The following is a 13,640-nucleotide window of genomic DNA, read 5'->3' on the forward strand; positions in this document are numbered from 1 at the left end:
AGGAGAAATATCCAAGTAAAAAATTTTCAGTCAAGTCCTCTCGCCTGTCAATTTCTCCTTTTCTATCTTGGCCATTGTTCCCCCTTCTTTTTTGTGTTAAAATATTGTCATGAAAGCTAAAAAAATCATTTTAACAACAGCTGCTCTTCTTGGAGCAGGAAGTCTTGCCTTGGGCGCGCGAAAAGTCGTCAAAGAACAACAGCTAGCCAAAAAGAGAGAAGAGATTATTCAACTGGTCCGTAGCTTCTTTGCTAGTCAAGGACAGATTGCTACGGTCTATGTGCAACTCTATGAGTCCAGCGAAGATACACTGGTTGGTGGAGTAGTCCTTGAAGATGACCGCCACTTTACCTTTGTCTACGAAAACGGCCAGCTAACTTATGAGGAAGAATGATGATTATTCCTGAAAATATAGAAAAATTGGCAACTTACGTTCAGTCAGAGGGGAGGACTGTCTTCTTTTTCACAGCAGACTGGTGTGGAGACTGTCGTTTCATCCAGCCCTCCCTACCAGAGATTGAGGCAAGAAATCTAAATTTCACCTTCATCCAAGTAGACCGCGATGCCTATCTCGATCTTGCTAAACGCTGGGATGTCTATGGGATTCCTAGTTTGGTTGTACTGGAAAAGGGACACGAAATAGGTCGGTTGGTCAATCGTAATCGAAAAACCAAGTCTGAAATCAATGATTTTTTAGCGTCATTAAACTAATCAAATGGAGAAAAGAATGATTTTTACTTATAACAAAGAATTTGTTGGCGATGTTTTGATGGTGATTGTTGCCAACAACGAAGATGCAAAACTTTCTGTTGAACGCAAAGGAAATGTTGCTCGTATTTTCCGACAAGATACAGCCGAAACCGTCGCTTGGAACATTTTCCAAGTATCTGATATTGTAGACATCCAAAAAAGTGGCCAGATCTTTCTTAATGACGAAGAGGTTGCCCTGCTCAACCAAGAGTTGGCTAAAGAAGGCTTCTCTGAAACTCTGATCAATGATCTCCAACCGAAATTTGTCGTCGGAGAAATCATCGAAATGATTGCTCATCCAGATAGCGACCACCTCAACATCTGTCAAGTACAGGTCGCAGCAGATAAGACTCTTCAAATCGTAGCTGGTGCCCCAAATGCTCGATTAGGTCTCAAAACTATCGTTGCTCTCCCTGGTGCTATGATGCCTAAGGGAAACCTTATTTTCCCTGGCGAACTACGGGGTGAGAAAAGTTTTGGTATGATGTGCAGTCCACGTGAGTTGCAACTGCCAAACGCTCCCCAAAAACGGGGTATTATCGAATTAGCTGACTCTGAAGTTGTCGGAACTGCGTTTGATCCAGCAAAACATTGGCAGGGATAAAAATAAAATGAAAGAAACTAATAAAAACAGTTCCTTTTTTTATCAAAAAATTCTAAAAAGCTATTGACAATTTTATTTTTTAAGAGTAATATATAGAAAAAACGTATTATAACGTATTACAGAGTAGATGAAATGACAATTACAAATAGCCAAATTCCCCTTTATATTCAAATTAAGAATAGTATCAAAGAGAAGATTACCAGCAAAGAGTATCCCATAGGTACTAAAATTCCGACTGAAACTGAATTAGAAGCACAATATAGCGTTAGTCGTGTGACTGTAAGAAAAGCTATCAAAGAATTAGTGGCAGAGGGTTATTTGGTAAAACAACAAGGCAAAGGGACATTTGTTAATCATAAAACAGTTAAAAGGAAAATGTCTTATGTTATGGGTTACTCTAAAAGCTGTTTGACAAATGGCTTAACACCATCCAGTGTTGTTTTAGATAAAAAAATCATTTTCCCTACTGAAGAAATTGCCAAAAAACTAGAAGTATCAGTAAATGACAAAGTCATCTACATCCGTCGAAAGCGATTAGCTGATGGTGTGCCTATTTTCCTTGAGAATAATTATTTTGCTTATAAAGATTATCATTTTTTGATGGAGGAAAACCTCAACGACTCCCTTTATGAAATTTTAGAAAAAAGAGGAATTCGACCAGAACATTCAGGAACAAGGACATTAGAATTAGCATTGGCTAATGATGAAATTTCACATATTATGTCCTTACCAATCGGAACACCATTTTTTTTCCTTGATGTTGTAATATTAGATCAGAATAATAAGCCCATTCATGTTGGGCACCAATACTATCTTGCAGATTATTATAAATTCGATATGTAAACCATATTGAAATTACTTTTAACTTAAAACAATACGTTATAATACGTATTTGAAAAGGAGGAAATATGATTATTTTAGCCAGCCACGGACAGTTCGCTGAGGGACTGAAGCAAACAGCTGAACTGATTATGGGGGAGCAAAAGAATTTATTTGCATTCTCAGCTTATTGTAATGGAGTAGACTCTGTTAAAGAACTGATTCGTCAAAAAATTTTAGTCGCTAATGAAAATGAGTCGATTTATATTTTAACTGATATTCTAGGAGGAAGTGTCAATACGGAAGTTCTATCTTTATTAAATGAATTCCCTGATATAACAGTATACTCAGGCATGAATTTGCCTTTACTGATTGAGCTATTAACAATCTCTCATCTAGATTTGTATCAAACATTAGATGACGCAAGAAAGTCTATCGTATTAGTTAATGAACTATTACATCATCAAATAAAGGAGGATGACTTATGATTAAATTAGTAAGAATCGATCATCGCTTATTGCATGGACAAGTTGTCTTTTCATGGTGCAAGCAGTTAAATATTGAGCGTATTATTGTCGTTGATGATACTACTGCCGGTGACGAGTTCCAAAAGGTATCTCTCAACTTATCAAAACCTACGGGAACTAAATTAAATATTTTTTCAGTTAAAGAAACGTTGGAAAAATGCCTAAAATAGAACAATTACCTGAAAATATCATGATGATCTTCGGAAATACCAGTTCCGTTTTAAGTTTTTGCCAGCAATATTCTGCTATTTCGGAGATTAATTATGGTGTGATTACGAAAAAGGAGGGATCAAAACAATATAGTCAAGCCATCTATCTAAATAACCAAGAATTGGAGGACTCTATTAAATTAAAAAACATGGGAATTGAATTATTTATGCAACAAGTTCCGGCTTCTAAAAAGGAAGTGTTAAATGATAGGATTTAGGAGGAGGCAGAAATGTTAGGGACATCTATATTATTAGGATTGATAGGAGTCTTTTGTATATTAGATTCTCGTTTGTTAGGGCGTTTAAATTTCGAAAGACCTTTAATTGTTAGTACTTTTGTTGGATTAGCCTTAGGCAATGTCAGTCAGGGTTTGATGATTGGAGCTTCGCTTGAGTTAATGGCCTTGGGTTTAGTTAATATTGGTGCAGCAGCTCCACCAGATATGAATATGGCAGCCATTATTGCCACAGCTTTTTCAATTCTTTCAAAAGCAAACGCTGAAACTGCTCTCACGATTGCTGTGCCTATTTCAGTATTAGGACAGTTATTAGGAATATTAATGAGAACAATTTTGTCAAATTTGACACACGTAGCTGATAGATTAATCGAAAAGGGGGAATATCAAAAGGCTCGAAATATACATATTGTCTGGGGAACCTTATTATATTCTATCATGTATTTCTTGCCTATCTTTCTAGCAGTATACTTTGGAACAGATGTAGTAAGTCAAATTGTTTCTTTAATTCCAAGTTGGTTAACCAATGGATTAAGTTTAGCCGCTAAGATATTACCAGCTTTTGGTTTTGCTTTATTATTACAAACTATGTTAACAACAAAATTAGTGCCATTTTTACTATTAGGATTCTTAATCACTGCTTATTCTGGTTTAGGAGTAACAGGAGTAGCTCTTTTTGCTTGCTTAGTCGCTTACTTTATGGCAGATTTGAAATTTAAAAGAACTGCTGCTTCTGATACCATAAGCGATGATTTATAGGGAGGTCCATTATGACAAAAACTAGTAAAGAGAATAAAAAGAAATTTAGACAATTCTTTTGGCGCTCTTGGGCGATTCAAGCTTCTTGGAATTACGAGCGTCAGATGAATATGGGATTTTTATATGGAATTGCTCCAACACTAGAACGACTTTATCCAGACCCTAAAGATGATCAACGAAAGAAAGAAGCTTACCAGCGGCATATGGCTTATTATAATTGTACTCCTCAAACAAGTGCATTTGCGTTGGGACTATCTGCGTCCATGGAGGAGCAATACGCTGCGAATCCCGCAGAGTTCAATCCTGATACAATCAACGCTATGAAAACGAGTTTAATGGGGCCTTTATCTGGTGTAGGAGACTCCTTCTTTCAAGGAACTGTTCGGGTTTTAGCATTTGGTTTGGGAATAAATCTAGCGCAACAAGGAAGTATCCTTGGACCAATTTTAGCCATGTTAATCTCTTTTGTTCCATCTTATTTAGTGACCTACTATGGTGGAAAATTTGGTTATGAAATGGGGCAGAAATATCTAACCAAACTTTATAAGGAAGGATTAATGGACAAGGTCATGTATGTTTGTTCTATTGTTGGTTTGATGGTAATCGGATCAATGATTGCAAGTATGATTGGTATTACAACCCCTATTTCAACGGGTAAAACATTTGTTTTACAAAATATTTTAGATGGAATTATGCCACAAATGCTGCCACTAGCCTTAACTTTCCTAATGTATGGATTGTTAAAGAAAAAGGTTGGTATTGGATGGATGCTGACCATTTCAATTGTTGGTGGTATTTTGTTAAGTATTCTAGGTATTTTAGCTTAAATTAAAAACAATAAATAAAGGAGAATTTTTCAATGAACCCAAAAGAAATTGTACAAGATGTTTTAAGTAAACATGATATCCATTCCGTTATATTTGTAGGCTGTGGTGCCTCCAAGTCAGACCTGTTCCCTGCTAAATATTTTCTAGAACGAAATGCTAAAAAGCTACAAATTAGTCATTATACTGCTAATGAATTTAATTACGCAACCCCAGCTAACCTTGGGCCACAAACAATTGTTATATCCGCATCACTTGGAGGAACCACTCCTGAAACTGTAGAGGCCAATCATGTCGCAAAAGAACACGGGGCTCATGTGGTGAGTTTAACACGCTCAACGAATTCCCCTTTGACTAAAGAGGCCGATTATGTCATCATTCACGGTTTTTCTGAAAGCTATGCTGCAAAATTGCAAAAAACAGGCTACGCCCTTGAACTTGCGGTTGAATTACTCCAGCAAATTGAAGGGTATGAGTATTATGATGATATGGTAGAAGGTTTTAAACATATCTATGATCTATGTAATCAAGCTGCAACAACTGTTTTAAAAGATGCTCAAACATTTGCCAATCGGTACAAAGACGACCCTGTTATCTATGTCATGAGTAGCGGAGCAACAACGGAAGTAGCTTATTCTACATCTATTTGTTTGATGATGGAAATGCAGTGGATTCATTCAGGCACTTTCCATTCAGGCGAATTTTTCCACGGCCCATTTGAAATCGTTGATAAAGATGTTCCATTTATTTTATTAATGAATGAAGGAAGCACTCGTCCAATTGATGCGCGTGCCTTGACTTTCCTCCAACGTTTTGATGCGAAAGTCACAACTGTTGATGCCTTAGATCATGGCCTGTCTTCCGTTATTAAATCAACGGTTGTAGACTATTTTAATCCATTTGTTATCACGGCCGTTTTCCGTGTCTATGCAGAGCAATTAGCTACTGCTAGAGAGCATCCTCTGACAAAACGCCGTTATATGTGGAAATTAGAATACTAATAAAGAGATAGTCTATGATAAATGGTGTGATTTTTGATATGGATGGCGTGCTAATAGATAGTGAACCGGCTTATCTTGAAAGACGAATTCATTTTTGTAAAGCTTATCATATTGCCCCAAAACATACAGAACTTGAGGATTTCATTGGTGAGACTAATACAAATATTTGGCGTAAACTAATTCCAGATGATTTAAATACCCCTTGGCTGAAAAATGAATACAAAAAATATCAACAGGAAATCCAATCAATTACCTAAAGATTCTGAACCCCGATGTTAAAGAAGTCTTTGAAGAACTAAAAAAACGAGATAAAAAAATTGCTATTGCTTCTTCATCTCCCAAACAAGAGATTGAACGAATGGTCAACTCAACTGGCCTTCGTCCGTATATTGACTATATTATTAGCGGAGAAGAATTTAAAAAAAGCAAACCTAATCCTGAAATTTATTTAGTTACTAAAAAAATTCTCGGAGGTGGGGAGTATTTGGCGATTGAAGACTCTCCGATAGGCATACTGGCAGCAAAACAGGCAGAATTATATACGCTTGCCTTACGCCAAGTCACTATACTTGATCAAAGTCAAGCGGATGCCGTTATTAACTCTTTACAAGAAATTTTTCAATTTATTTAACATTTTCTTCTTCCTTTTACGAATGTAATAGTAGGAGGAAATTACATGTACAATAAAGTCATTATTATCGGTCGCTTGACGGCCACACCAGAATTGCACAAAACAAGCAATGAAAAATCTGTCACACGCGCAACGATTGCGGTCAATCGCCGTTACAAGGATCAAAATGGTGAGCGCGAAGCAGACTTCATTAATATCGTCCTTTGGGGCAAATCAGCTGAGACTCTAGCTAGTTATGCCAGCAAAGGAAGCTTAATTTCTCTGGACGGCGAATTACGGACCCGTCGTTATGAGAAAGATGGCGTAACTCACTATGTCACAGAAGTGCTTGGTCATGGTTTCCAACTTCTTGAAAGTCGTGCCCAGCGGGCTATTCGTGAAAATAATTCTGGGGCTGATTTAGCTGATCTAGTCTTGGAAGAAGAGGAACTTCCTTTCTAAAACTCCCACTTTTCCTTTCTTTTCTATTAAGAACCTTGGCTGAAAAGCCTTGGGTTTTTTTATTGTTCTATTTTAAAATTCTTCTTCTGATTGCTTGTTTTTATTTATCTTCAAATACTACTTTTGCTCCCAAAAATGTCTCTTTTTTGTTATAATGCTTAGCAGAGGTGAAAATATACATGAAAAAAATTGCTTTTGATTCTGAGAAATACTTAAACCTGCAGCGCGACCATATCTTGGAGCGCATTAATCAATTTGAGGGCAAACTTTACATGGAATTCGGCGGTAAAATGCTGGAAGACTTCCATGCTGCCCGCGTCCTGCCAGGCTATGAACCGGACAATAAAATCAGATTGCTCAAAGAGCTCAAGGACCAAGTAGAGATTGTCATTGCTATCAATGCCAACAACATTGAGCATTCTAAGGCGCGTGGGGATTTGGGCATTTCCTATGACCAGGAAGTGTTGCGACTAATCGATACCTTTAACGAGCTGGATATTTATGTAGGCTCAGTGGTTATCACCCAGTATTCTGGCCAGCCGGCAGCTGACCTCTTCCGCAGCCAGTTGGAAAAAAATGGCATCGACTCCTACATCCACTATCCTATCAAGGGCTATCCGACCGACATGGACCATATCATCTCACCTGAAGGTATGGGGAAAAACGACTACATCAAAACCAGCCGTAATCTAGTCGTTGTTACCGCACCTGGTCCTGGTTCTGGGAAGTTAGCTACTTGCTTGTCCAACATGTACCACGACCAAATCAATGGCATCAAATCAGGCTATGCCAAGTTTGAAACCTTCCCAGTTTGGAATCTGCCCCTGCACCATCCGGTCAATTTAGCTTATGAGGCAGCGACAGCCGACTTGGACGATGTCAACATGATTGATCCTTTCCATCTGCAAACTTATGGCAAGACTACAGTCAACTACAACCGTGATATTGAAATTTTCCCAGTCCTCAAGCGTATGCTAGAGCGCATCCTTGGAAAATCACCTTATGCATCCCCAACGGATATGGGCGTCAACATGGTCGGCTTTGCCATTGTAGATAATGAGGCAGCTATCGAGGCATCTCAACAGGAAATCATCCGTCGCTACTACCAGACTATTCTGGACTTCAAGGCAGAGCGCGTTTCTGAATCTGCTGTCAAGAAAATCGAACTCTTGATGAACGATCTGGGTATCACACCGCTGGACCGTAAGGTAACAGTTGCTGCGCGTGCTAAGGCTGAAAGCACTGGTGAGCCAGCTCTGGCCTTGGAATTGCCAAACGGTGACATCGTAACTGGTAAGACCTCTGAACTCTTTGGTCCTACGGCAGCTGTATTGATTAATGCTATTAAGAAATTAGCCAATATTGCCAAAGAGACCAAGCTGATTGAGCCTGAGTATGTCAAGCCAATCCAAGGCCTGAAAATCAATCATCTGGGCAGCCGCAATCCTCGCCTCCACTCAAACGAAATCTTGATGGCTCTGGCAATCACAGCCATGGAAAATCAAGATGCGGCAAATGCCATGCAGCAACTCGGTAATCTCAAGGGCAGCGAGGCCCACTCCACCGTCACTCTGACTGATGAAGACAAAAACGTCCTGCGTAAGTTAGGCATCCATGTAACCATGGACCCCGTTTACCAGTATGACCGGCTGTATAGGAAATAAAAAAAACAAGTCCTGGAAACATATTCCAAGGGCTTGCTTATATAGTCATTTAATTTATACTCTTCGAAAATCAAAAGCATGCTTCGTTAACTCGCTTTGCTGTACGCCCGTGCTACCTGTAGCTCGTTACCTAGTCTGTTTTTGATTTTCACTGAACATTAACCGTTGCTACACCGTTAGCTCGCCTTGCTTCAACAGATTGGGAAGTTTTTTAAGTCTGTGGATAAGCTGTCGAAGTTTATACAGCAATGTCACACCAATAAATACCACCCCTGTTGTTAGTTGATTTTATTTAACAAAAAAGCCCATTTTGTGTACACTGCAAGTGAATAAAAAAGCAGAGAGGTACACCAGATGGATACTTTCCATTATACACCGAATCATCGTCTTCAACTCAGTATGCCCACGGCTTTGTAAAATCTGCCGTGACTTATATCAAAAAGTTGCACCTAATGAGCTGGTTCACCGCAAGAATGTAGAACAATGCAAGGTTTCAGATGTTTCTGTTTTGACCTTGATGCTGTTTCAAGCAGAAATTATCAGGCTAACTTCTTGAATAAGGTGCCCAACATCGGCTACTGCGCTTCTAAAAACATGTACTACTATGGTTTGAAAGTATATTGGCAGTAACAGAGTCGGGCTATATTTTGGATTATCCGGTCACCCCTGCCTCAATCCATGATATTCAGGCAGCAGAAGAATTGCTGGATATGATTCCTTATTCTACTGTTTTGGCTGACTTGGGATACCTAGGTAAAGAGATGAAAGAACGCCTGGATGCAAGCAAAGGGGATTCATATCTGTACGCCCGCTTCGTAAGAACCTGGAAGGCGCTGTTGAGCACAATAATCCTGCAATTTAGCCATCTAAAGAACTCTTGAAACTCGAATCTTTGTCCTAAATGCAAAGTTCGACATTAAGCATCCGCTTGCTCGGGCTTTAGCAGGATTGCAATTGGCGATTGAACAGACTCTTTTGCCCTACAATTTAGGATTCTTTAACATCTAGCAACACAAGAAACTGTCTTATTTTTCTCTAAATTAAAGTTCATTTGTATCATTAAGATACGCCTTTTCTTTTTATCAGAATAATTTTTGCTTGGGTTCTTTTGGAATATTGAATAGGTTTAATGGTTGTACGTAAACAAAAAAACGGTTATCTATCTCTCCTATACTTAAGATAGATAAAAACCAGTTCAATGAGGCTGGTCGTAATTACTTCAGTAAAGCTTCAACTCATGCGGATCCGCTGCAAAGGTAGGACCGTAAGGGTTATGGCGTAGTTTGAAGTGTTTGATATCTTCAATGGTCTGGGTTCCGGACAGCTGCATGACGATTTTGAGCTCGTCATTAAGGTGTTCAAAGACCTGACGAACACCGACACTACCGCCTAGGGCCAGTCCGTAGATGACCGGCCGGCCAATGGCAACTAAGTCAGCTCCGGAAGCCAAAGCCTTAAAGATATGCTGGCCGCGGCGGACGCCAGAGTCAAAGACAATAGGCACGCGCTTATCAACCGTTTCAGCCACTTCTTGCAGGGAGTCAAAGGTAGCAGGTCCGCCATCAATCTGACGGCCGCCGTGGTTACTCACCCAGATACCGGATGCCCCAGCATCCAGAGAGCGCTCCACATCCTCTCGGCATTGCGATCCCTTGACGTAAACAGGCAGACCGGAGTAGGCTGCAATAAATTCCACATCGCGAGGTGATAGTTTTTGCTTGGCTGAATTATAGACAAAGTCCATGGTCTTGCCGGCTCCTTCTGGCAGGTATTCCTCAACAATCGGCATGCCAACGGGAAAGACAAAGCCATTGCGCTTGTCAACTTCCCGATTGCCACCGACAGTGGCATCAGCAGTCAGGACGATAGCTTTGTAGCCCAGAGCCTTGACTCGGTCCATGATATGGCGGTTAATGCCATCATCCTTGCTAAAGTAAAATTGGAACCAATGCGGAGTCCCCTGCAAGGCCTCAGTCACCTCAGGCAGGTCAACCGTCGAGTAAGAGCTGATGGTATAGAGGGAACCAAATTCATGTACTCCTTTGGCTGTTGCAACTTCTCCCTGCTCATTGGCTAACTTGTGGGCTGCAACCGGTGCCATGATAATTGGTGAGGACAGCTTGTCCCCGTCAAATTCGATTTCGGTGCTGGGATTTTCCACATTGCGCAGGATGTGAGGCACGATTAGCTTGTGGTTAAAAGCCCGGATATTCTCTCTGAGGGTAAATGTATCCTCAGCACCGCTAGCAATATAGCCAAAAGCTGCTTTTGGAATAACCCTCTGGGCCATACGCTCCAGATCATGAGTATCAATAAAATCCACCGGACCTTCAGCATTGCTTGTTTTATAAGTCATAAATCTTCCTCCTAGTTCCTTAGAGCAAGCGATTTTATTAACCAAACACAGCTAACCTTATGAGGTAAACGAAAAGACCTAGAGCCTTTCTTTTAGCAATGAAACGACGAAGTCGCTTGCTTTTGTGCCAACCACTTAAAGTGGACTGACTCAATATATGGTTTCCGAACAAGTCTGTTAAACTAAGGTTATAAGCTTAATAATTAATTTCCCCCTAATCATCATCTAAGTCCTTTAAATTAACTTGATCCACAAATTTTCCTTCAACTATTACACATTTAATATCCTTGATATTTTCCATACTGTCCAAAGGATTTTGATTGAGAAGCAATAAATCAGCTTTCATGCCCACCTGTATCTTCCCAATATTATCGCTAATCAAATTAGAATTAAAGAAAGTTACAGTCTTAAGGATATCAACTCTATCTATCCCAATTTCTTCCCAATAAACCATTTCATCATGAAGACTAAATCCCGGTACAATTGAAGGATTTGGAGTATCCGTTCCCATAAGTAACTTAACTCCTGAATCACTCATTTTTTTAAGTATACAATTTAATTTATTTATCGCTTCTTTGACCCTTCCCTTGCTAACACTATTTAAATCAAGCTTTAAGGATTCCTGCATGTATTTCTTTCCAAATAAATAGCCTACTTTAGATTTCATTTGTTCTAAATATTTATGGTAAGGCATCACCGTGCTCATAAATTTCAAATTAGGCTCCTTTATCATTCTATCAGGATCCAATAATCTACTTACAGTTAGGATAGTCGGACATAAATAAGCCTTGTTCTTTTTAAATAATTCTATAATAACTTCCAGCTGCTTATCAGTCACATTTTCAAGTTTTTGATAAAGATTTGCTGAACAAGAATTATCAACATTTAATACATTAGATATATGTTCAATAGTTTTCACACCTGCTTTAAGTTGCTTTTCAGTTGTAATATTAGGGTTATCAATTGCCACATAAAGATTTTCTTCATTAGATATTTTTACAATATTTCTTAATAACCGTTCATCAATATTTTTATAGACTTTAATAAAGTCTACTCCTTCTGATTTTAAAGATTTTATATTTTCTTTTGCCTCTTCCTCAGTATCAATTAGTCTACTGAACTGCCAAGTAATTGGCCAACAATCCAATATCGGACCAGAAAAAGAAATTTTAATATTGAAATTTCTTTCACACCATTTTCGTGCATATTGAATAGCCTCAACACTATTTCCTGTATCTCTAACAGAAGTAATTCCTCTTGAAACAAGCAAATTTAAAAAATTTTCAATAGGCAAATATGGATTAACTCCTAGAAAACGTTCACTATATCCAGTTATATGAACATGGGCATCAATGAGACCAGGCATAAGAAAATTACACGTTATTATATTTTTTTTAGCATAATTGGTATCAATAAAATCCTCGTCGCCTATATATCTAATCTCCTTTATAAATTTCCCATCTATTACAACACATACATTTTCATATATTTTTAATCCATCAAACATTTTTTACAAAATATACTTGTTTCCATTAGCTCCTCCCTCCATTTCGCTTTAAAACGCAATAGTTAAAAGACATATGCAACATTAAACACAGTAATAAATTATTACTCAATAAATATAATCCCCCAATGAAGACTCCAATTATAGATTTTATGAAAACTTCCTTCATTCCTCCAAAATAATGAAATATACCAAAACTTAATGCAGATATAACCAATGAATATAATTTATTGACTTCATAATAATTAATTAAATAGCTTATAAGAATGAATCTAAAAATGATTTCCTCAATAATTGGCATAAATAGAATTATTTTTATGTTTTTTTGTATATAACTAGGCAACAACTTATATTTACTAATTACTAAAATTGCTGATAAGACTATTAATGAGAACCCATATAATATTGCTGAAACATTATTTTCTAATAAAATTTTTAAAGAGAGTAATATACAAATCACCAAACTACAAAAGAAAAACAGCTGATTATACCATTCAAAATCATTATCTTTATTAAATTTAATCAAAAAAATGTTAAAAATGAAATTAACTAATGGGATTAAAAATGTAAACAGTACTATCATAAAATTCAAAAAAGTAATGGTAAAATTATATAAGCTAATATATTATTTAAAATATGGAATAACATACATGGGTATAAACTTTGATATTTAAAAAATAATGTACAACTTATACATGTCCAAAAAAACATATATAATGTTAAACCTGGACCATAAAAAGGAAGATGAACAATTGCAAAAATAAACGAAGCAATAAATAAAGAGGATATTTCACTATATCTAGAATTTAATTTTGATAAGAGAAGCCCTCTAAAAACTATATCTTCGCCAATTGGAACCAATATACCTGTACAAAACACCAATAATATGATATCTGTGACAGATGAAGGAATTACAGAATAGGACTGATTGGCACTCCAATACATCTGCATATGTAGAACATCTTCAAAAAAACTATATAATAGCACTCCCACTACTACAAAAAACAAGCTTGATAGACACATTTGAAATGTTATCTTACCTTGTAAGCCTATTTCTTTCAAAGAAATCTTTTTTGATCTACAATATAGTAAAACTAGTATCCCAGATAAAAAAGAGGATATACAATAAATAGACAAGAAAGCATTCACTTGATCTATATGATAAGTTTCAAGAAAAGAAGTAAATAGAATACCACTTTTAATAGCAATAAACGATAAAAATTGAGAAAGAATAGTCCCCAAAAGTACAAATAAAATCACAATCCTCCATGAGAAGGAACTACCTGTATATGCTTTGATATCGTTTTGAACCATA

The 13,640-nt window shown here is 37.5% G+C and carries 14 protein-coding genes and 3 pseudogenes; 13 read left to right on the forward strand and 4 right to left on the reverse strand.

Going from position 1 to position 13,640, the window contains the following annotated elements:
* Positions 1 to 109 precede the first annotated feature (109 nt).
* The 13 genes and pseudogenes from FFV08_10700 (at position 110) to FFV08_10760 (ending at position 9,473) form a co-directional block, all read left to right on the forward strand.
* The gene (locus FFV08_10700; protein QLB53018.1) at positions 110 to 394 is read left to right on the forward strand and encodes a DUF4651 domain-containing protein; all 285 of its coding nucleotides are present in this window, start codon (positions 110 to 112) and stop codon (positions 392 to 394) included.
* The gene (locus FFV08_10705) at positions 394 to 711 is read left to right on the forward strand and encodes a thioredoxin family protein (GenBank protein QLB53302.1); all 318 of its coding nucleotides are present in this window, start codon (positions 394 to 396) and stop codon (positions 709 to 711) included. Before FFV08_10700 ends, FFV08_10705 begins: the two co-directional genes overlap by 1 nt.
* A 16-nt stretch (positions 712 to 727) precedes the next feature.
* The gene (locus tag FFV08_10710) at positions 728 to 1,354 is read left to right on the forward strand and encodes a DUF4479 domain-containing protein (protein QLB53019.1); all 627 of its coding nucleotides are present in this window, start codon (positions 728 to 730) and stop codon (positions 1,352 to 1,354) included.
* Positions 1,355 to 1,486: 132 nt separating this feature from the next.
* Entirely contained in the window at positions 1,487 to 2,197 is a 711-nt protein-coding gene (locus tag FFV08_10715; GenBank protein QLB53020.1) for a GntR family transcriptional regulator, read from the forward strand.
* A 65-nt stretch (positions 2,198 to 2,262) separates the two neighbouring features.
* Positions 2,263 to 2,661 carry a PTS sugar transporter subunit IIA gene (locus FFV08_10720; GenBank protein ID QLB53021.1) on the forward strand — a complete coding sequence of 133 codons (399 nt, stop codon included), beginning with the start codon at positions 2,263 to 2,265 and terminating at the stop codon, positions 2,659 to 2,661.
* Positions 2,658 to 3,127 (forward strand): annotated as a pseudogene (locus FFV08_10725) (PTS sugar transporter subunit IIB). Before FFV08_10720 ends, FFV08_10725 begins: the two are co-directional and overlap by 4 nt.
* Before the next feature lie 12 nt (positions 3,128 to 3,139).
* On the forward strand, positions 3,140 to 3,904 hold the full coding sequence (locus FFV08_10730; protein ID QLB53022.1) for a PTS sugar transporter subunit IIC: 765 nt from the start codon (positions 3,140 to 3,142) through the stop codon (positions 3,902 to 3,904).
* A gap of 11 nt (positions 3,905 to 3,915) precedes the next feature.
* Positions 3,916 to 4,731 carry a PTS system mannose/fructose/sorbose family transporter subunit IID gene (locus tag FFV08_10735; GenBank protein ID QLB53023.1) on the forward strand — a complete coding sequence of 272 codons (816 nt, stop codon included), beginning with the start codon at positions 3,916 to 3,918 and terminating at the stop codon, positions 4,729 to 4,731.
* 32 nt (positions 4,732 to 4,763) lie between these two features.
* On the forward strand, positions 4,764 to 5,729 hold the full coding sequence (locus tag FFV08_10740) for an SIS domain-containing protein (GenBank protein ID QLB53024.1): 966 nt from the start codon (positions 4,764 to 4,766) through the stop codon (positions 5,727 to 5,729).
* A 14-nt stretch (positions 5,730 to 5,743) separates the two neighbouring features.
* Positions 5,744 to 6,360, forward strand: a pseudogene (locus FFV08_10745) (HAD family phosphatase).
* A 45-nt stretch (positions 6,361 to 6,405) separates the two neighbouring features.
* Positions 6,406 to 6,801, forward strand: a complete 396-nt coding sequence (locus FFV08_10750; GenBank protein ID QLB53025.1) for a single-stranded DNA-binding protein — start codon at positions 6,406 to 6,408, stop codon at positions 6,799 to 6,801.
* Positions 6,802 to 6,980: 179 nt separating this feature from the next.
* Positions 6,981 to 8,465, forward strand: a complete 1,485-nt coding sequence (locus FFV08_10755) for a DUF1846 domain-containing protein (GenBank protein QLB53026.1) — start codon at positions 6,981 to 6,983, stop codon at positions 8,463 to 8,465.
* Between the two features lie 354 nt (positions 8,466 to 8,819).
* Positions 8,820 to 9,473 (forward strand): annotated as a pseudogene (locus FFV08_10760) (transposase).
* A gap of 211 nt (positions 9,474 to 9,684) precedes the next feature.
* Here the strand turns inward: FFV08_10760 and lctO are convergent.
* From lctO to FFV08_10780, 4 genes are all read right to left on the reverse strand, one after another.
* A complete protein-coding gene (lctO, locus tag FFV08_10765) occupies positions 9,685 to 10,821 on the reverse strand; it encodes an L-lactate oxidase (protein QLB53027.1) in 1,137 nt (378 codons plus the stop codon).
* Between the two features lie 214 nt (positions 10,822 to 11,035).
* Entirely contained in the window at positions 11,036 to 12,328 is a 1,293-nt protein-coding gene (locus FFV08_10770) for a hypothetical protein (protein ID QLB53028.1), read from the reverse strand.
* A gap of 25 nt (positions 12,329 to 12,353) precedes the next feature.
* Positions 12,354 to 12,908, reverse strand: coding sequence for a CPBP family intramembrane metalloprotease (locus tag FFV08_10775; GenBank protein QLB53029.1), 555 nt, complete (start codon positions 12,906 to 12,908; stop codon positions 12,354 to 12,356).
* 5 nt (positions 12,909 to 12,913) lie between these two features.
* Positions 12,914 to 13,639 (reverse strand): CPBP family intramembrane metalloprotease, encoded by a 726-nt coding sequence (locus FFV08_10780; protein QLB53030.1) that lies wholly within the window; start codon positions 13,637 to 13,639, stop codon positions 12,914 to 12,916.
* Position 13,640: the final 1 nt, after the last annotated feature.

Source organism: Streptococcus sanguinis (assembly GCA_013378335.1).
GTDB lineage: Bacteria > Bacillota > Bacilli > Lactobacillales > Streptococcaceae > Streptococcus > Streptococcus sanguinis_I.

Excerpts from the sequence above, each read along its gene's own strand:
- FFV08_10705 (QLB53302.1), top strand. The coding sequence starts at position 394 with ATGATTATTCCTGAAAATATAGAAAAATTGGCAACTTACGTTCAGTCA.
- FFV08_10715 (QLB53020.1), top strand. The coding sequence starts at position 1,487 with ATGACAATTACAAATAGCCAAATTCCCCTTTATATTCAAATTAAGAAT.
- FFV08_10720 (QLB53021.1), top strand. The coding sequence starts at position 2,263 with ATGATTATTTTAGCCAGCCACGGACAGTTCGCTGAGGGACTGAAGCAA.
- FFV08_10740 (QLB53024.1), top strand. The coding sequence starts at position 4,764 with ATGAACCCAAAAGAAATTGTACAAGATGTTTTAAGTAAACATGATATC.
- FFV08_10755 (QLB53026.1), top strand. The coding sequence starts at position 6,981 with ATGAAAAAAATTGCTTTTGATTCTGAGAAATACTTAAACCTGCAGCGC.
- FFV08_10770 (QLB53028.1), bottom strand. The coding sequence starts at position 12,328 with ATGTTTGATGGATTAAAAATATATGAAAATGTATGTGTTGTAATAGAT.
- FFV08_10735 (QLB53023.1), top strand. The coding sequence starts at position 3,916 with ATGACAAAAACTAGTAAAGAGAATAAAAAGAAATTTAGACAATTCTTT.
- lctO (QLB53027.1), bottom strand. The coding sequence starts at position 10,821 with ATGACTTATAAAACAAGCAATGCTGAAGGTCCGGTGGATTTTATTGAT.
- FFV08_10750 (QLB53025.1), top strand. The coding sequence starts at position 6,406 with ATGTACAATAAAGTCATTATTATCGGTCGCTTGACGGCCACACCAGAA.
- FFV08_10730 (QLB53022.1), top strand. The coding sequence starts at position 3,140 with ATGTTAGGGACATCTATATTATTAGGATTGATAGGAGTCTTTTGTATA.
- FFV08_10710 (QLB53019.1), top strand. The coding sequence starts at position 728 with ATGATTTTTACTTATAACAAAGAATTTGTTGGCGATGTTTTGATGGTG.
- FFV08_10780 (QLB53030.1), bottom strand. The coding sequence starts at position 13,639 with ATGGTTCAAAACGATATCAAAGCATATACAGGTAGTTCCTTCTCATGG.
- FFV08_10700 (QLB53018.1), top strand. The coding sequence starts at position 110 with ATGAAAGCTAAAAAAATCATTTTAACAACAGCTGCTCTTCTTGGAGCA.
- FFV08_10775 (QLB53029.1), bottom strand. The coding sequence starts at position 12,908 with ATGATAGTACTGTTTACATTTTTAATCCCATTAGTTAATTTCATTTTT.